Source organism: Streptomyces noursei ATCC 11455, assembly GCF_001704275.1.
In the GTDB taxonomy this organism is placed as follows: Bacteria; Actinomycetota; Actinomycetes; order Streptomycetales; family Streptomycetaceae; genus Streptomyces; species Streptomyces noursei.
Map to the genome: position 1 here is coordinate 7,116,452 of NZ_CP011533.1, position 17,641 is coordinate 7,134,092.

At 74.1% G+C, this 17,641-nt stretch carries 18 protein-coding genes; 14 read left to right on the plus strand and 4 right to left on the minus strand.

Translation table 11 applies throughout. The features are described 5' to 3' along the window. Window positions 1–65: 65 nt before the first annotated feature. From SNOUR_RS30195 to SNOUR_RS30215, 5 genes are all read left to right on the plus strand, one after another. Window positions 66–1,151 (plus strand): segregation and condensation protein A, encoded by a 1,086-nt coding sequence (locus tag SNOUR_RS30195; protein WP_067353248.1) that lies wholly within the window; start codon window positions 66–68, stop codon window positions 1,149–1,151. Further along, a complete protein-coding gene (scpB, locus tag SNOUR_RS30200; protein WP_067353251.1) occupies window positions 1,148–1,831 on the plus strand; it encodes an SMC-Scp complex subunit ScpB in 684 nt (227 codons plus the stop codon). The genes SNOUR_RS30195 and scpB overlap by 4 nt, the downstream gene beginning before the upstream one ends. Then, entirely contained in the window at window positions 1,831–2,952 is a 1,122-nt protein-coding gene (locus tag SNOUR_RS30205; protein ID WP_067353253.1) for a pseudouridine synthase, read from the plus strand. Before scpB ends, SNOUR_RS30205 begins: the two co-directional genes overlap by 1 nt. Before the next feature lie 107 nt (window positions 2,953–3,059). Continuing rightward, a complete protein-coding gene (locus SNOUR_RS30210) occupies window positions 3,060–4,058 on the plus strand; it encodes an ADP-ribosylglycohydrolase family protein (protein ID WP_312634152.1) in 999 nt (332 codons plus the stop codon). Next, window positions 4,051–4,872, plus strand: coding sequence for a nucleotidyltransferase domain-containing protein (locus tag SNOUR_RS30215; protein WP_174717915.1), 822 nt, complete (start codon window positions 4,051–4,053; stop codon window positions 4,870–4,872). Before SNOUR_RS30210 ends, SNOUR_RS30215 begins: the two co-directional genes overlap by 8 nt. 71 nt (window positions 4,873–4,943) lie before the next feature. On the opposite strand, the gene SNOUR_RS30220 is transcribed toward SNOUR_RS30215, so the two are convergent. Beyond that, complete coding sequence (locus tag SNOUR_RS30220) at window positions 4,944–5,651, minus strand: nucleotidyltransferase domain-containing protein (RefSeq protein WP_067353259.1); 708 nt, start codon at window positions 5,649–5,651, stop codon at window positions 4,944–4,946. A gap of 140 nt (window positions 5,652–5,791) precedes the next feature. Between SNOUR_RS30220 and aroH the strand changes: the two genes are divergently transcribed. The 5 genes from aroH (at window position 5,792) to der (ending at window position 10,320) form a co-directional block, all read left to right on the plus strand. Further along, on the plus strand, window positions 5,792–6,154 hold the full coding sequence (gene aroH, locus SNOUR_RS30225; protein WP_067353262.1) for a chorismate mutase: 363 nt from the start codon (window positions 5,792–5,794) through the stop codon (window positions 6,152–6,154). Beyond that, window positions 6,151–7,236 carry a prephenate dehydrogenase gene (locus SNOUR_RS30230; RefSeq protein ID WP_067353263.1) on the plus strand — a complete coding sequence of 362 codons (1,086 nt, stop codon included), beginning with the start codon at window positions 6,151–6,153 and terminating at the stop codon, window positions 7,234–7,236. The genes aroH and SNOUR_RS30230 overlap by 4 nt, the downstream gene beginning before the upstream one ends. Window positions 7,237–7,389: 153 nt before the next feature. Then, on the plus strand, window positions 7,390–8,124 hold the full coding sequence (gene cmk / locus SNOUR_RS30235) for a (d)CMP kinase (RefSeq protein WP_067353266.1): 735 nt from the start codon (window positions 7,390–7,392) through the stop codon (window positions 8,122–8,124). Next, on the plus strand, window positions 8,121–8,777 hold the full coding sequence (locus tag SNOUR_RS30240) for a lysophospholipid acyltransferase family protein (protein ID WP_067353269.1): 657 nt from the start codon (window positions 8,121–8,123) through the stop codon (window positions 8,775–8,777). The genes cmk and SNOUR_RS30240 overlap by 4 nt, the downstream gene beginning before the upstream one ends. 70 nt (window positions 8,778–8,847) lie before the next feature. Beyond that, on the plus strand, window positions 8,848–10,320 hold the full coding sequence (gene der / locus SNOUR_RS30245; RefSeq protein ID WP_067353271.1) for a ribosome biogenesis GTPase Der: 1,473 nt from the start codon (window positions 8,848–8,850) through the stop codon (window positions 10,318–10,320). 36 nt (window positions 10,321–10,356) lie between these two features. On the opposite strand, the gene SNOUR_RS30250 is transcribed toward der, so the two are convergent. Together SNOUR_RS30250 and SNOUR_RS30255 are read right to left on the minus strand one after the other, a co-directional pair. Continuing rightward, window positions 10,357–10,650 carry a hypothetical protein gene (locus SNOUR_RS30250; RefSeq protein WP_312634154.1) on the minus strand — a complete coding sequence of 98 codons (294 nt, stop codon included), beginning with the start codon at window positions 10,648–10,650 and terminating at the stop codon, window positions 10,357–10,359. A 171-nt stretch (window positions 10,651–10,821) separates the two neighbouring features. Next, on the minus strand, window positions 10,822–11,610 hold the full coding sequence (locus tag SNOUR_RS30255; RefSeq protein ID WP_067358928.1) for a DUF8842 C-terminal domain-containing protein: 789 nt from the start codon (window positions 11,608–11,610) through the stop codon (window positions 10,822–10,824). 287 nt (window positions 11,611–11,897) lie between these two features. Here SNOUR_RS30255 and SNOUR_RS30260 point away from each other — a divergent pair, with 287 nt between their 5' ends. The 4 genes from SNOUR_RS30260 (at window position 11,898) to SNOUR_RS30275 (ending at window position 15,887) form a co-directional block, all read left to right on the plus strand. Continuing rightward, a complete protein-coding gene (locus SNOUR_RS30260; RefSeq protein ID WP_067353276.1) occupies window positions 11,898–12,485 on the plus strand; it encodes a LysM peptidoglycan-binding domain-containing protein in 588 nt (195 codons plus the stop codon). A 229-nt stretch (window positions 12,486–12,714) separates the two neighbouring features. Next, window positions 12,715–13,974 (plus strand): glycosyltransferase, encoded by a 1,260-nt coding sequence (locus SNOUR_RS30265; protein WP_067353278.1) that lies wholly within the window; start codon window positions 12,715–12,717, stop codon window positions 13,972–13,974. An 83-nt stretch (window positions 13,975–14,057) separates the two neighbouring features. Beyond that, window positions 14,058–14,924, plus strand: coding sequence for a hypothetical protein (locus tag SNOUR_RS30270; protein WP_067353281.1), 867 nt, complete (start codon window positions 14,058–14,060; stop codon window positions 14,922–14,924). A 9-nt stretch (window positions 14,925–14,933) separates the two neighbouring features. Continuing rightward, on the plus strand, window positions 14,934–15,887 hold the full coding sequence (locus SNOUR_RS30275) for a helix-turn-helix domain-containing protein (RefSeq protein ID WP_312634155.1): 954 nt from the start codon (window positions 14,934–14,936) through the stop codon (window positions 15,885–15,887). A gap of 40 nt (window positions 15,888–15,927) precedes the next feature. On the opposite strand, the gene ctaD is transcribed toward SNOUR_RS30275, so the two are convergent. Further along, the gene (gene ctaD, locus SNOUR_RS30280; RefSeq protein WP_067353284.1) at window positions 15,928–17,607 is read right to left on the minus strand and encodes an aa3-type cytochrome oxidase subunit I; all 1,680 of its coding nucleotides are present in this window, start codon (window positions 17,605–17,607) and stop codon (window positions 15,928–15,930) included. Between the last annotated feature and the right edge of the window lie 34 nt (window positions 17,608–17,641).

Sequence of the window (17,641 nt, forward strand, 5' to 3'; positions counted from 1 at the left end):
GGCGGGGTGTCCCGCCCGTGACCGACCCGCCGCCCCGGCGCGGGACCGCAGCACACTGGACCGCCATGCCGACCGACGCCGCCGACGAGACCGTCCCCGCCCCGCGCCGCACCCGCCGCGCTCTCGGGCGGGGGCCGGACAGCGCCCTGGAGGCCCCCGCGCCGGACGTGATGGACGTGGTGGACGCCGCCCCGGCTCCGGTCGAGCAGGCCGCGGGGGCGACCGCGGACGAGGCCGTGGAGACGGCGGAGAGGCCGGAGGCAGACGGTGGCGGGGCCGCCGCGGCGCCCCCCGGGGACGGCCGGTTCACGCTCCGGCTGGACAACTTCGAGGGGCCCTTCGACCTCCTGCTCCAGCTCATCTCCCGGCACAAGCTGGACGTCACCGAGGTCGCGCTGTCCAAGGTGACCGACGAGTTCATGGCGCACATCCGGGCCATGGGGCCGGACTGGGACCTCGACCAGACCACCGAGTTCCTGGTCGTCGCGGCCACCCTGCTCGACCTCAAGGCGGCCCGGCTGCTGCCCGTCGCCGAAGTGGAGGACGAGGCCGACCTCGCCCTCCTGGAGGCCCGCGACCTGCTCTTCGCCCGTCTGCTCCAGTACCGCGCGTACAAGCGGATCGCGGAGATCTTCAGCGGGCGGCTGGCCGAGGAGACGCGCTGCCATCCCCGAACCGTGGGGCTGGAGCCGCACCACGCGGAGCTGCTGCCCGAGGTCGTCCTCGGGATCGGGGCGGAGGGGTTCGCCCGGCTCGCGGTGCGGGCGATGCAGCCCAGGGCGAAGCCGCAGGTCTACGTCGACCACATCCACGCGCCGCTGGTCAGCGTCCGGGAGCAGGCCGAGGTGGTGGTGGCCCGGCTGCGCACGACCGGCGCCGCCGACTTCCGGGAACTGGTCGCCGACGCCCCCGACACCCTCACCGTCGTCGCGCGCTTCCTGGCCCTGCTGGAGCTCTACCGGGAGCGGGTGGTCGCCCTGGACCAGGAGGAGGCGCTGGGGACGCTGACGGCCCGCTGGACGGGCGCGGAGGGGGCCGCCCCACAGGTCACCGACGAGTTCGACCGGGAACCGGGCGAAGGGGCCGACAAGGACGCCGGCGCGGACGCGACGGACCGCCCGGAGGCGGAGGAACAGGAGGAGCCGGCGTGAGCGGCACGGGATACGAGATCACCGAGCAGGGGCCGGGGGAGCACCGCGCGCCCCAGGAGCCGCCGGCCGGCGCGCTGGGCGTGGCCGACCTGGAGCTGAAGCCCGCGCTGGAGGCCGTCCTCATGGTCGTCGACGAGCCGGCGACCGAGGAGCACCTGGCCAGGGTGCTCCAGCGGTCCCGCCGGGCGGTGGCGCTGGCGCTGCGCGAGCTGTCCGAGGACTACACCCGCCAGGGCCGCGGCTTCGACCTGCGGCTGGTGGCCGGTGGCTGGCGGTTCTACTCCCGGGCGGCCTACGCGGACGCGGTGGAGGGCTTCGTCCTGGACGGCCAGCAGGCCCGGCTGACCCAGGCCGCATTGGAGACTCTGGCCGTGGTCGCGTACCGTCAGCCGGTCAGCCGTTCCCGCGTCTCGGCCGTCCGCGGGGTCAACTGCGACGGCGTGATGCGCACGCTTCTGCAGCGCGGCCTGGTGGAGGAGGCGGGGACGGAACCTGAAACAGGTGCGATCCTGTACAGGACGACGAATTACTTCCTGGAGCGGATGGGCCTGCGCGGCCTTGACGAGCTCCCTGAGCTCGCACCGTTCCTCCCGGAGGCGGACGCGGTCGAGGGCGACTCCGCGGAAGGCATCCCGTCGTTCGACGTAGACGACAGCGGCAACTCTCAGACGGATCATTGATGCGAAGCAGCGGTAGTAACAGCAGGGGCAGCGGCGGCGGCAGGGGCAACTACCGCGGCGCGGGCAACAAGCGGGACGAGAAGCAGCAGCGCACGGGCCGCCCCCGTCCCGAGGAGCGCCGCTACGACGTGGGCGGGTCCCAGGGCGGCGACGAGCGCCGGAGCGGCGGCAAGAGCGGCGCCCGGGGCGAGGCGGCCCGCGGCGGCGCCAAGGGCGGCCCCCGCACGGGCGCGTCCCGGGGCGGGCGGCCGGGCGGCGCCGGTGGCGCGGGCGGTCAGCAGCGCGGCCGCGGCCAGGCCCCCGCGCGGCCCCGCGAGTACGACGCCAAGATCGAGGAGCGCAACCGCGCCCGCTACGAGAACAAGCCGCAGGTCAAGACCCCCAAGACCTTCGGTGACCAGGAGGGCGAGCGGCTGCAGAAGGTGCTGGCCAGGGCAGGTATGGGCTCCCGGCGCGCCTGCGAGGAGCTGATCGACCAGGCCCGGGTCGAGGTCAACGGCAAGATCGTCATGGAGCAGGGCGTCCGGGTCGACCCGGAGAAGGACGAGATCAAGGTCGACGGCCTGACGGTCGCCACCCAGTCGTACCTCTTCTTCGCGCTGAACAAGCCCGCCGGTGTGGTCTCCACGATGGAGGACCCGGACGGCCGCCAGTGCCTGGGCGACTACGTGACCAACCGGGAGACCCGGCTGTTCCACGTCGGCCGGCTGGACACCGAGACCGAGGGCATCATCCTGCTCACCAACCACGGTGAGCTGGCCCACCGCCTCACGCACCCGCGCTACGGCGTCACCAAGACCTACCTGGCCGCCATCCAGGGCCCGCTCCCGCGCGACCTGGGCAAGCGGCTCAAGGACGGCATCCCGCTGGAGGACGGCTACGCCCGCGCCGACCACTTCCGGGTCGTGGAGAACACCGGCAAGAACTATCTCGTCGAGGTCACCCTCCACGAGGGCCGCAAGCACATCGTGCGCCGGATGCTGGCCGAGGCCGGCTTCCCGGTGGACAAGCTGGTCCGGACGCACTTCGGCCCGATCGCCCTGGGCGACCAGAAGTCGGGCTGGCTGCGCCGGATGACCAACACCGAGGTCGGGATGCTGATGCGCGAGGTGGACCTCTAAGGTCCGGCCCGCCGCGGTCCGTCCGGGCCGGCCGTCGCTTGCGGTGGCCGGCCACCACCCCTTAATGTCATCGTGACGATTAAGGGGTGGTTTTCATGGGGGCATCGATGACGGCGACCGGATCGCTGGTCGGGCTGGCGCTCGGTGACGCGCTCGGCTTCCCGATGGAGTTCAACGACGTACCGGCGATCCTCGCGAAGTGCGGTCCCTGGCGGGAGATGGACCTGCCCGAGCCCGCCCTCGTCACCGACGACACCCAGATGACGCTGGCCCTGGGGCACGGACTGCGCACCGCCCTGGACGGCGGCGAGCTGACCGCCGCCACGCTCGAACCGCCGGTCCGGCGCGCGTACGTGGCCTGGTGGCGCTCGCCCGAGAACAACCGGGCACCGGGCTTCACCTGTCTTCGTGCCTGCCAACTCCTCAGCGACGAGCACCGGCCCTGGGCCGACGCCAGCCAGATCGGGTCCAAGGGGTGCGGCGCCAACATGCGGGTGGCGCCCCTCGGGCTGGTGCCCGGACTGACCCCGGAGCAGCGCTCCGGCGCCGCCCAGCTCCAGTCCGCGCTGACCCACGGACACCCCACCGCGCTCGCCGCCAGCGACCTCACCGCGTACGCCGTGCGCGTCCTCGCCGACGGCGCCCGCCCCGCCGAACTGCCCGGCCTGCTGCGGGCCCACGCCCACGCCCAGCGCACCACCTACCGCGAGGACTGGCTCGGCGACCTCTGGCGGCGCTCCCAGGACCCGTCCCCGACGGCGTTCATCGCCCGCGGCTGGGACGACTGCCTGGGCGTCCTGGACCGGCTCGACGCGGCGCTCGCCGCACCGGACCGGGAGGCCGACCCGTGCCTGGCCACCGGCGCCGGCTGGATCGCCGAGGAGGCGCTGGCCACCGGCCTGCTCTGCTTCCTGCTCTTCCCCGACGAGCCGGTCACCGCGCTGCGCCGGGCCGCCTGCAGCTCCGGGGACTCCGACTCGCTCGCCTGCCTCGCCGGCGCGTTCGCGGGCGCCGCGCTCGGCGCCGGCGCCTGGCCGCAGGAGTGGGCCGCCCGCATCGAGTACCGCGCGGAACTCCTCGCCCTCGGGGCGGCCTGGGATGCCTGAGACGTCCGTGGCCCCCGCCGCCGGCCGGGACGCGGTCCTGCGGGCCGCCGGAATCCCCGCCGTCGACCTGGACGCCCTCCTCGCGCGGCAGCGCGATCCGCTGCTCTTCGCCACGGTCTCCGGCGCGCACCTGTACGGCTTCCCCTCCCGCGACTCCGACGTGGACCTGCGCGGCGTCCACCTGCTGCCGGTGGCCGACCTCGTGGGGCTGCGGGAGCCGGCGGAGACCAGGACGCTGATGGGGGAGCACGACGGCGTCGAGACGGATCTCGTCACGCACGACCTGCGGAAGTTCGTTCGGCTGCTGCTGCGCCGCAACGGCTACGTCCTGGAGCAGCTGCTCTCCCCTCTGGTCGTGCACAGCACGCCCGTCCACGAGGAGCTGGTCGCGCTCGCCCCCGGCCTGTTCACCTCCCACCACGCCCACCACTACCGGGGCTTCGCGGGCACCCAGTGGCGGCTCTTCGAGAAGACCGGCGAGCTGAAGCCGCTGCTGTACACGCTGCGGGTCCTGCTGACCGGCATCCACCTCATGGCCACCGGCCGGCTGGTGGCCCACCTGCCCACCCTGGCCGGCGGGCCGGACGCCCCCGCCTACGTGCCGGAACTGGTCGCGGCCAAGGAGGCGGCCGAACACGGGCCGACCGGCGACCTGGTGCCCCCGGACCGGCTGCGCGCCGACATCGAGGCGCTGCACGCCCGGCTGGACGCCGCGCAGGCCGCCACCGCCCTGCCGGACGCGCCGGCCGGCCGGGACGCGCTGCACGACCTGGTGGTGCGGGCCCGGCTGGACGGTGCCGCGGCCGGCGGCTGAACGGGCCCGACCGACTGACCGGCCCGATCGACCGGTTCGACCGACTGGCACGGTCCGTACGGACGGCGGCGTCAGCCGCGCAGCGCCGAGGTCCGGCGCGTCCGGTGCAGGAAGTCCGCGACCCGGGCCCGGTCCGGCCCGGCGGGCAGCGGCGAGCCGGGCAGCGCCGCCTCCGCCTCCGCCGACAGCACCGCCAGCCGGCGCTCCACCGTCTCCCAGGGCACCTCGCCGCGGCGCACCGCCAGCAACTCCTCCCGGGCCGCGCCGACCTCCAGGGTCAGCTCGCCGGTACGCAGCAGGTCACGGGCGCAGGCCAGGAGGCGCAGCAGGTGCATCGCCTGCTTCCAGCGGGGTGCGCCGTGCCGCGCCCGGTCGGACCGCAGCTGCTTCAACTGGCCGGTGGCGTAGCGGACATAGGTGCCGTGCACCTCGCGGGAGAGGAACGCGTCGCGCAGCGCGAGCAGCTCGCGGCCGGTGGCGTCGGCGCGTTCCACCAGGGGGGAGTGCAGGCACTCCAGGGCGGTGGGGTTGGCGCGCAGCGCCAGCCCGCAGAACCGTTCCAGCTCCCAGGAGAACTCCTCCTCGCGCGGCCCCTCCACGTGCGTCGGCGGCTTCTCGAACCGCCAGAAGAGGGCGGTGGGCGCGAGATAGACCCCGCGCCGGTCGGTGTCGCTGGCCTCGGTGGCCAGACCGAAGGCGCGCGAGCCCATCACACACGCATAGACGGTGTGCCCGGTGACGAGTTCATGACCGGAGGGGGCGGGAGGAGCGGTCGACATGTCGGGGATTGTCGCCGGGCGGGGGCGCCGGGGGCCACCGGATTCCCAAGAGCTCGGGACACGGTTGTCGGTGGCGCTGGTTACGCTGAGCAGTGCGTACGCGGACGTGTACGCGGCACACGACGCAGGGGAGCAGGGACGTGGCGGTACGGGCCGTGCGCGGGGCCGTCCAGCTGGAGCGGGACGACGCGGAGCACATGCGGGAGCAGGTCGGCGCGCTGCTCACCGCGCTACTGGAGCGCAACGGCCTGGCGCCGGACGACCTGATCAGCATGTGGTTCACCGCCACCCCCGATCTGCACAGCGACTTCCCGGCCGCCGCCGCGCGCGCCCTGGGCATCACGGACGTCCCGCTGCTCTGCGCCCAGGAGCTGGACGTGGCCGGTGCCATGGCACGGGTGGTGCGGGTGCTCGCCCACGTCGAGACCGGGCGGTCCAAGCCCGAGATCGCCCACGTCTACCTCGGCGCGGCCGCGGCGCTCCGGAAGGACATCGCCCAGTGAGAACCGCACTCGTCATCGGAACGGGCCTGATCGGCACCTCGGCCGCCCTCGCGCTCAGCGCCCGCGGCGTGCAGGTCCACCTGGCGGACCACGACCACGCCCAGGCCCTGACGGCCGCCGCGCTCGGCGCCGGCACCGCCGAGCCGCCGCAGGACACCGTGGACCTCGCCATCGTGGCCGTGCCACCGGCGCACGTCGCGGCGGCGCTCGCCGAGGCGATCCGGCGCGGTGCGGCCCGGGCGTACATCGACGTCGCCAGCGTCAAGGGCGGCCCGCGCCGCGAGCTGGAGGCGCTCGGCTGCGACCTGTCCGGCTACCTCGGCACGCACCCGATGGCCGGCAAGGAGCGCTCCGGCCCGCTGGCCGCGACGGCCGACCTCTTCGAGGGCCGCCCCTGGGTGCTCACCCCGTCCCCCGGCGGCGACACCGAGGTGCTCAACCTCGCCCTGGAGCTGGTCGCGCTGTGCCGGGCCGTCCCGGTGGTGATGGACGCGGACGCGCACGACCGCGCCGTCGCCCTGGTCTCGCACACCCCGCAGCTGGTCTCCAGCCTGGTCGCGGCCCGCCTCAAGGGCGCCGACGAGACCGCCGTCCGGCTCTGCGGCCAGGGCATCCGGGACGTGACGCGGATCGCCGCCTCCGACCCCGCGATGTGGATCGACATCCTCTCCGCCAACCCCGGCCCGGTCGCCGACGTCCTGGCCGAGGTCGCCGCCGACCTGGACGCCACGGTCCGGTCGCTGCGCTCCCTCCAGTCCGCCGACGACGAGAAGCGCGGCAGCGGCGCCCACGGCATCGAGGACGTGCTCCGCCGCGGCAACGCCGGCCGCGAGCGGGTCCCCGGCAAGCACGGCGCCGCCCCGTCCGTCTACGACGTCGTCGCGGTCTACATCGGCGACCAGCCCGGTGAGCTGGCCCGGATCTTCGCCGACGCCGGCCGCGTCGGGGTCAACATCGAGGACGTCCGCATCGAGCACGCCACCGGCCAGCAGGCCGGCTTCATCCAGCTGATGGTCGAGCCGCAGGCGGTCCCGGCGCTGACCGCGGAGCTGCGGGAGCGGGGGTGGTCGATCCGGCAGTGACACCGTGGACGGCGCGCTGCGGCCGAGCCAGTAACCTTGTCCGAGGCCCCAGTCCCTTCGTCGGCCCCTTCGTCGGCTCTTCGTGGCTCTCCCGACCGCCGGTCGACGACCGGACCTGGCGCCCTGGACCGCGCCCCGTGTGTATCAAGAAAGGTGTTCGTCACCGTGGAAACCGCCGATCGGACCGCCCCGGCTGCAGTGATTGTCGCCATCGACGGCCCCGCAGGCACGGGCAAGTCCAGCACGTCCAAGGCCGTCGCCGGCAAGCTGGGCCTGGGCTACCTCGACACCGGCGCGCAGTACCGCGCGATCACCTGGTGGATGTTGACCAACGGCATCGACGTCAACGACCCGGTCGCGGTGGCCGACGCCTGTGCCAAGCCGGTGATCGTCTCCGGCACCGACCCGGCGGCGCCGACCATCACCGTGGACGGGGCGGACGCCGCAGGCCCGATCCGCAGCGCGGAGGTCACCGCCGCGGTCAGCGCGGTCAGCGCGGTCCCCGAGGTGCGTGCCGCGATCACCGACCTCCAGCGCAGCATTGCCGCCGAGGCGCCGCTGGGCATCGTCGTCGAGGGCCGGGACATCGGCATAACCGTCCTGCCGGACGCCGATCTCAAGATCTTCCTCACCGCCTCCGCGGAGGCCCGGGCGGCCCGTCGCAACGGCGAGCTCAAGGGCGAGGAGGCCGGCGACCTGGCCGCCACCCGCGAGGCGCTGATCAAGCGGGACGCCGCCGACTCCTCCCGCAAGACCTCGCCGCTGGCCAAGGCGGACGACGCCGTCGAGGTCGACACCACCGACCTGACGCTGGATCAGGTCATCGAGTGCGTGGTCACCCTCATCGAGGGTGTCAGCGCCGAGAAGGCGGGGCGGGACATCCGGTGACCGACGGCGGCAAGGCGCCGAGCCCCCGCGGGGCCGCGATCGGCCGGCGGATCGGCATCGGGCTGATGTACGGCCTGTGGAAGCCGCGGGTGCTGGGCGCCTGGCGGGTGCCGGCCTCCGGACCGGTCATCCTCGCCGTCAACCACTCCCACGGCATCGACGGCCCGATGCTGATGGGCACCGCACCCCGACCGGTGCACTTCCTGATCAAGAAGGAAGCCTTCGCCGGCCCGCTGGACCCGTTCCTGCGGGGCATCGGCCAGCTGAAGGTGGACCGTCAGGCAGCCGACCGCAAGGCGATCACCGACGCGCTCGACGTGCTGGCGGGCGGCGGAGTGCTGGGGATCTTCCCGGAGGGCACCCGCGGCGAGGGCGACTTCGCCTCCCTGCGGGCCGGCCTCGCGTACTTCGCGGTGCGCTCCGGCGCCCAGGTCGTCCCGGTGGCGGTGCTCGGCAGCACCGACCACCCCAGCCGGCTCAGCCCGGCCGTGCCGCGGCTGCGCGGCCGCATCGACGTCGTCTTCGGCGACGCCTTCGAGGCGGGCGACGGCAGCGGGCGGCGCACCCGTAAGGCGCTGGACGAGGCGACCGTACGGATCCAGGAGCGGTTGACCGCCCACCTGGCACAGGCCCGGCGCCTTACCGGGCGCTGACCGACACTTGAGCAGTGGGCCCTCCACCAAGCGGCCCACCGACCACATGGATGAACGAGGAACGGACTTCATGAACGAGCAGATCCCCGCCGGCGACGAGCACGGTGCGCTGGGCGACGCCGAGTACGCGGAGTTCATGGAGCTCGCCGCGGAAGAGGGCTTCGACCTGGAGGAGGTCGAGGGCGACATCGCCGCGGCCGGCCACGGCCCGCTCCCGGTCCTCGCCGTCATCGGCCGCCCCAACGTCGGCAAGTCGACGCTGGTGAACCGCATCATCGGCCGCCGCGAGGCGGTCGTCGAGGACCGGCCGGGCGTCACCCGCGACCGGGTCACCTACGAGGCCGACTGGAACGGCCGCCGCTTCAAGGTCGTCGACACCGGCGGCTGGGAGCAGGACGTCCTCGGCATCGACGCGTCGGTCGCGATGCAGGCCGAGTTCGCCATCGAGGCCGCCGACGCGGTGGTCTTCGTGGTGGACTCCAAGGTCGGCGCCACCGACACCGATGAGGCCGTGGTCAAGCTGCTGCGCCGCTCCGGCAAGCCGGTGGTCCTGGTCGCCAACAAGGTCGACGGCGCGTCCGGCGAGGCCGACGCCGCCATGCTCTGGTCGCTGGGCCTGGGCGAGCCGTACCCGGTCTCCGCGCTGCACGGCCGGGGCACCGGCGACATGCTCGACGCGGCGCTGGACGCGCTCCCCGAGGCGCCCGCGCAGACCTTCGGCGGCGGCGTCGGCGGCCCCCGCCGGATCGCCCTGATCGGCCGCCCGAACGTCGGCAAGTCGTCGCTGCTGAACAAGCTCGCCCGCGAGGAGCGGGTGGTCGTCAACGAGCTCGCCGGCACCACCCGCGACCCGGTCGACGAGCTGATCGAACTGGGCGGCAAGACCTGGAAGTTCGTGGACACCGCCGGCATCCGCCGCCGGGTGCACCTCCAGGAGGGCGCCGACTACTACGCCTCGCTGCGCACCGCCGCGGCCGTGGAGAAGGCCGAGGTGGCGGTTGTCCTGATCGACGCCGGCGAGTCCATCAGCGTCCAGGACCAGCGGATCATCACGATGGCCGTGGAGGCCGGCCGGGCCCTGGTCATCGCCTACAACAAGTGGGACAACCTCGACGAGGAGCGCCGCTTCTACCTGGAGCGGGAGATCGAGCGGGACCTCGTCCAGATCCCGTGGGCGATGCGGGTCAACGTCTCCGCGCGCACCGGCCGGCACATGGAGAAGCTCGTGCCGGCGATCGAGACCGCGCTGGCCGGCTGGGAGACCCGGATCCCCACCGGGCGGCTGAACGCCTTCCTCGGCGAGATCGTGTCCTCCCACCCGCACCCGATCCGCGGCGGCAAGCAGCCCCGGATCCTCTTCGGCACCCAGGCCGGCACCAAGCCGCCGCGCTTCGTGCTCTTCGCCTCGGGCTTCCTGGAGGCGGGCTACCGTCGCTTCGTCGAGCGCCGGCTGCGCGAGGAATTCGGCTTCGAGGGGACGCCGATCCACATCTCGGTGCGGGTGCGCGAGAAGCGCGGCACCAAGAACAGCAAGAAGAAGTAGCAGCGACGATCCGACCCCGCGGCGGCCCGGCCGGTGTCAGCGGCCGCCGTGGCGTCGGGAACCGTCCCGCGGCCCCGGCGGCAGCGCCGCCGGCAACTGCCCCCGCGGCCGGAACGGCTGCCGGCCCACCACCTCCCACTGCGTCGGTGCCGCCGCGCCGCCGCCCCAGTTGCCGCCGCGCAACGCTTCCGGCACCTCCGGCTCGTCCGTACGGTCCCCGGGCAGCGCCCGGAAGGCGCGGCGGTACTCGGCGTACAGCGCGTCATAGATCGGCGTGGCCGAACCGCGGTCGACGCCGCGCGGCGCCGCGGCTTCCCGGGACGGACGCATGCCGGGGATGGGGTGGGGGAACGGGGCGCGGGAGGGGGGCTCGTATGCGTGCACGTAGGTGCCAACGACCCCGGTGCCCCCGGGATGCGGCTTTCGGGAGGAAATGGCCGATCGCGGGCGCAATCCCGCCCCATTGGACGGTCATGCTCCCGCGATCGGATTGCCGGACGGTCAGGTTCCGGCCAGCGGCATCGAGGCCGCGACCAGCAGGCCCTTGGCCGCCGCCTGCTCCAGCGCCTGGCGCATCAGGTCCTCGCGCGGCTGATGGCCGATGGTTCCCGAGGGCGCGGCGTACATCAGCACGGTCCGGGCCTTGTTGGCCGCGGTGCGCCAGCCGTCCGAGACGGCCAGCGGCTGATGGGCCTGCCACCAGGCGGACTGGCTGCCGGCCGTGCCGGGCTGGAGCACGGCGTGCAGCTTGCCCATGGCCAGCAGCGCGGACCAGCCCTCGATCGGGGCGGGGGGCGTGTTCATGTCCCGCACCGGGGTGAAGCCGTGCTCCAGGAGGAGCGGCAGGAAGTCGTCGTCCAGGCTGGTCGAACCCGGGCGGGCGATCGGGCCGTTGGGCTCGACCACGAGGGCGGGGTGCAGCTCGTCCCTGATCAGCACCAGGCCGCAGGTGATGCCCAGGGTGGCCTGGCGGTCGTTGGTGGGGATCGGGGCGGCCGGGGCACCGGCGGAGTTGTCGCCGGTGATGGAGCGCACGGCCCCGCGGAGCTGCTCCTCGGCGACCGGCACGACCTGCGACGGGATGCACGTGGCATGGGCGAACGCGAGCACCGCGGTCTCCTCGCCGACGAACAGGACGGTGCTGGTGCGCTCCTGCTCGCTGTTGCCGGGCGTGCGGCACGAGGTGCAGTCATAGCTGCCGGGGGCGTCTTCTCCGGCCAGCAGGCGGTCGGCTTCTTCGTCGCCGATCTCGGCGCGAACGTCGTCGCTGACGTCGAGCATGCGCGGCACGGGTGGCTCCTCGATCTTCATGAGCGGCTGCCGGGCGGTCTCCCGGCTCGTACAAGGACAACGGGCGACCCCCGGCAGAGTCACGCGCGGACGCGAACAGAATCGAACCAAGCGGCCCCCGGCGGAGAACCGGTGAAAAGCCGTCATCGGGATGGTCACGCACCGCCAATTCCTGCGCAGAACTTGGCGCAGGTGGCCGCGTTCTGTACACCGGACGGGGTGGGGTCGTCCCCTGGAAGGGCGCGGCGTGCCGGCACCCGGCGACCCGCTGCCTACCGTCACCGGCTATGTCGGACATCTCTTCGGCGCCGCGGCGCCGCGTGGAATCCGTCGGGCTGTTGATCGCGACGGCCGCCGCACTGATCCTGTGCCTGCCCGGCGGTGCCGCCGCCGACGGGGCGCCGGGCGGGGACGGCGGTGGGGACGACGGCGGTCGGCCGTCCTACGCCTGCGCCGAAGACCAGTGGCCCTGGGGCTGCCTCGCCGAGTGCGAGAGCGGCGGCGACTGGCACATCAACACCGGCAACGACTACTACGGTGGGCTCCAGTTCTGGCAGCCCACCTGGGAGCGGTACGGCGGCCTGAAGTACGCCGACCGGGCCGACCTCGCCAGCCGGGACGAGCAGATCGAGATCGCCAAGCGGGTCCAGGCCGACCAGGGCTGGGGCGCCTGGCCCACGTGCGCCCGGCGCTACGGCCTCCTCGACGATCTCGACGATCACGGCCACGTCGTCCGCCGCGGCGACACCCTCGCCGGGATCGCGCGCCGGCGCCACGTCAAGGGCGGCTGGCGGGCGCTGTACCAGGCGAACCGGGAGGCCATCGGGGACGACCCGAGGCACCTGACCGTCGGCATCCGGCTCGCGCTCGACTGAGCCCCGCACGGCATCCGGGGAACGGCGCCCCGCTCCCCGGAAAGAGTTCCCGCCGCGCCATACCGATGCCCTAACTTTTTCGGCACGACTTGGCCAATACCCCCAACCCCGAAGACCGTTTTGCGGTCTTATCTTTCAACAGCCGGACGCCGGGCGCCGCCACCAGGGCGGCCGTCCGGATCGCGGGGGGACCAGGAAGAGCGCGAGGGACCAGGGGGCACCGGGACGGATGCACATCTCATTCCTGCTTCACCATGCCTACGGCGCCGGTGAGACGGCCCGCGCCACCTTCAGCCTGGCGGACGCCCTCGCCGTCCACCACGACGTGGAGATCGTCTCCGTCCTGCGGCACCGCGACGCCCCGGCGCTCGACCTCGCCCCCCGGGTCGCGCTGCGGCACCTGGTGGACCTCCGCGAGCACGCCCCGGCCGGGGACCGGACGGACCCGGCGCACGCCCGGCCCGCCAAGGTCTTCCCGGCCGCCGAACCGTGCTTCGGCCAGTACAGCGAGCTCACCGACCGCCGGATCGCCGCACACCTGCGCCGGACCGAGGCCGACGTGGTGATCGGCACCCGGCCCGGCCTCACCGTGCACATCGCCCGGCAGACCCGCCGCGGGCCGCTCCGGGTCGGTCAGGAGTCGCACTGCCTGGCCGCCCACGGCCGGCAGCTGCGGTTGGCGCTGCGCGGCGCCTACCCGCGGTTGGACGCGCTGGTCACCGCCACGGAGGCGGACGCCCGCGCCCACCTGCGCCGGCTGCGGCTGCCCGGCGTCCGCGTCGCGGCGGTGCCCCGCGCGGTCCCGGCACCGCGGCTGGCGCCCGCCGACGGCACCGGCCGGTGGGTGGTCGCCGCCGGCCGGCTCACCCGGGCCAAGCGCTACGACGTACTCGTCCGGGCCTTCGCCGCGGTGGTCGCCGAACGCCCCGACTGGCGCCTGCGGATCTACGGCGGCGGGCCGGAGAAGCCCGCGCTGCGCGCCCTGATCGACGAACTCGACCTCTACAACCACGTCTTCCTGATGGGGCCGGCCGGCCCGCTGGAGTCCGAGTGGGCCAAGGGCGCCGTCGCCGTGGACCCCGCCGACCGGGAGCCCGCCGGGACGGTCCTCGCCGAGGCGCTGCGCTGCGGACTGCCCGCCGTCGCCACCGACAGCCCCTACGGGCCGGGCGAGCTCGTCGAGGACGGGGTCACCGGCCGGCTGGTGCCCGCCGGCCACCCCTCGGCGCTGGCCGCGGCCCTGCTGGAGCTGATCGGCGACACCGCCCGCCGGACCCGGATGGGCGCTGCCGCCCTCGCCGCGTCCGACCGCTTCGACCCGGCCGCGGTCGCCGGGCGGCACGCCGCGCTCTTCGGCGAACTGCTCGACCGGCGGCGCGGCAGCGGACTGCGCGGCTCCCTGCACCGCGTACGGGGAACCCTGATCGGCGGCGCCTACGCCACCAAGGATGCGGCCCGCGCCGCGGTGAGAGGGGTGCGGACGGTATGAACGCCTCGACGCAGTCACCCGTGACCGGGCCCGGAGCGGCCGACCGACCGCGGCGGACCGCCGCGGCAGGAGGAGGGGCGCCGGTGCCCGTGGACCTGAAGGCCGACTGCATCGCGGACTCCGCGGGCGGCCTCACCTTCGATCTGAACGTCCCCCAGGGCACCGGCACCACCTGGAGCGCGGCCCTGGTGCTGCGGCTGCGGGCCGGTACCGACGACACCGGCACCGCCGCCGGCGGCCCGGACGGCACCGCCGCCGACAACGAGGTGCGGCTGCCGCTCGGACCCAACGGCCCCGGTCGGCTGCGCGCCGTCCTGCCCAGCACCGTCGCCCTCGCCGAGGGGCGCTGGCACGCCTTCGCCGACCTCGGAGACGGCGCCGACCCGCGCCGGCTGCTGCCCGGCGTCAACGATCTGCGGTCGCTGGTGGACCGCCGGCCGCTGGCGGCCATCGGCCGACTCGGCGTGCGCATCCCCTACGCCACCAAGCTGGGCAACCTCGCACTGCGCAGCTGGCTGCGCGGGCCGCACGCCGAGGCCGGCGACATCCTGGTCGGCCCCGAGGGCATCACCGTCACCGGCCGCCTGTACGGGGCGAGTCCGGCGGCCGACGCCCATGCGGAGGCCCGCGCCCGCCGCGCCGGCCAGGACCCGGTCGCCGTCCCGCTGACCGTCGAGGGACCGACCTTCCGCTTCACCCTCCCCTACGGGGAGTTGGCCGCCCACTGGCGGCGCGGCAGCGAGCCCTGGGACCTGTGGCTGTGCCCCGCCGAGGACCTGCCGCCGGTCCGGATCGCCCGGCTCCTGGACGACGTCCCGGAGAAGGAGCAGGTGTTCAGCTATCCGGCGCGGCCGGTGCCGGCACCGGCCGGGGAGCTCAGGATCGGCCCGTACTACACGCTCGACAACGACCTGGCCGTACGGGTCACCGGTCCGGTCGGCCGGGAGTAGGGGCGGCCCGTGGAAGGGGAGTGCGGTGCGGCGCCGCTGGGGATCGGGGAGTTGGCCCGCCGCGCGGGGGTGACGGTCAAGACCGTGCGGCACTACTCCGACGCCGGGCTGCTGCCGGAGGCCGACCGCAGCGCCGGCGGGCACCGCCGCTACGGTCTGGACGACCTGGACCGGCTGCACCGGATCCGCGATCTGCGGGCCGTCGGGATGCCGCTGCCCGCCGTGGCCCAGGCGCTGGCGGGCGGTTCCTTGGAGCATGCCCTGGCCGCCCAACTCGACGCCGTCGGCGGCCAGTTGACCGCGCTGCGCTGGCGGGAGGCCGCGCTGCGCGCGCTGACCGCCGCCCCCGAGGAGCGTCGTCCGGAGCTGCTGCGCCTGCTGGGCGGTCTGCCGCAGCCGCCCACCAGCGACGCGCTGGTCCGGTTCTGGCACCGGCAGTTGCCCCGTGCGCTGCCGCCCGCGGTGCGCGCCGCCGTGGTCGAGGCCGCGGTGCCCGCCCCGCCCGCCGACCCCCGGCCCGCCCAGGTCGTCGGCTACGCCCGGCTCCACGCGCTCGCCATGGACCGCGACGGCGGGCTGGCCGCGCGCTGCCGCCGGGTGCGCGCGGCCGCCGCGCTGCCGGGGGAGACGGATCCGGTGGTGCTCTACGAGGGACTGGGCGAGGCGTACGCGCTGGCCGGGGCGGCGCTCGCCGCGGGCCGCCGGCCGGCGCCCGGGGCCGAGGTGGACTCCTTCGTGGCCGCGCACGCCCGTGCGTACCGGCGGCGGGACGGCGTCGCCTTCCGCGCCGGGCTGCGGGCGGCCCTGGCGGCCGGCGACGATCCGCGGATGCGGGCGTACTGGCGGTACGCCGGCGAGGTGGCCGGTGCGGAGGCCCCGTCGATGGGGGCCGCGCACGACTGGCTGGTCGCCGGCCTCGGGGCCGGGGTGCCGACCGGAGCCGGGGGGACCGCCGGGCCCTGAGGCCGAGAAGGCGCCGCGTCGGGCCTTTGCGGCACTCGACCTAGGCCCTGGAGTTCCCGGGTGCCGGGATGCCGGCGGCCCGTTCGGTCAACTCCGGGTGGTGCAGGTCGAAGGCCGGGGACTCGGAGCGGATCCGGGGCAGGGCGGCGAAGTTGTGGCGCGGCGGCGGGCAGGAGGTGGCCCACTCCAGGGAGCGGCCGAAGCCCCAGGGGTCGTCCACGGTGACCCGGGCGCCGTAGTGCCGGGTCCGCCAGACGTTGTAGAGGAACGGCAGGGTGGAGGCGCCGAGCAGGAAGGCGCCGACGGTGGAGAGGGTGTTGAGCGCGGTGAAGCCGTCGGCGGCGAGGTAGTCGGCGTAGCGGCGCGGCATGCCCGCCACGCCCAGCCAGTGCTGGACGAGGAAGGTGGTGTGGAAGCCGGTGAAGAGCATCCAGAAGTGGATCTTCCCCAGGCGCTCGTCGAGCATCCTGCCGGTGAACTTGGGCCACCAGAAGTAGAAGCCGGCGAAGGTCGCGAAGGTCACCGTGCCGAAGACCACGTAGTGGAAATGGCCGACGACGAAGTAGCTGTCGGTGACGTGGAAGTCCAGTGGCGGGGAGGCCAGGATGACGCCGGTGAGCCCGCCGAACAGGAAGCTCACCAGGAAGCCCACCGACCACAGCATCGGGGTCTCGAAGGAGACCGAGCCGCGCCACATGGTCCCGATCCAGTTGAAGAACTTCACCCCGGTCGGCACCGCGATCAGGAACGACAGCAGGGAGAAGAACGGCAGCAGCACCGCGCCGGTCGCGAACATGTGGTGGGCCCAGACCATCGCCGACAGCGCCGTGATGGCCATCGTCGCGCCGATCAGCGTGACGTAGCCGAAGATCGGTTTGCGGGAGAAGACCGGGATGATCTCGGTGATCACGCCGAAGAACGGCAGCGCGATGATGTAGACCTCGGGGTGGCCGAAGAACCAGAAGAGGTGCTGCCACAGCAGCGCCCCGCCCCAGCGGGCGTCGAAGACCACCGCGCCGAACTTCCGGTCCGCCTCCAGCACCAGCAGGGCCGCGGCCAGCACGGGGAACGCCATCAGCACCAGGACCGAGGTGAACAGGACGTTCCAGGTGAACACCGGCATGCGGAACATCGTCATGCCCGGCGCCCGCAGGGTGATGATCGTGGCGATGAAGTTGACCGCGCCGAGGATGGTGCCGAAGCCGGCGAACGCCAGCCCCATGATCCACAGGTCGGTGCCGATGCCGGGCATCCGGACCGTGGAGTTGAGCGGGGCGTACGCGGTCCACCCGTAGGAGGGTCCGCCCTCCGGGGTGAGCAGGCCGCCCAGCACCATCAGGCCGCCGAAGAGGAAGAACCAGTACGAGAGCATGTTCAGCCGCGGGAAGGCGACGTCCGGGGAGCCGATCTGGAGCGGCATGATCTCGTTGGCGAAGCCGGCGAAGGCCGGGGTGGCGAAGAGCAGCAGCATGATCGTGCCGTGCAGGGTCACCGCCTGGTTGAACTGGTCGGCGCTGATGAACTGGAGGCCGGGGCGGGCCAGCTCGGCCCGCATCACCAGTGCCAGCAGCCCGCCCACGAGGAAGAACCCGAACGACGTGATCAGGTAGAGGTGCCCGATCTTCTTGTGGTCGGTGGTCGACAGCCAGTCCGCCAGCACCGCCCCGCGGCGTCGGGTCCGGCGCCGCCTGGTGTGCTCCCGGGAGATCTCGCTGACCATCGGCTCCACCTCGCTCGGCGGGGGTGTTTCGGTG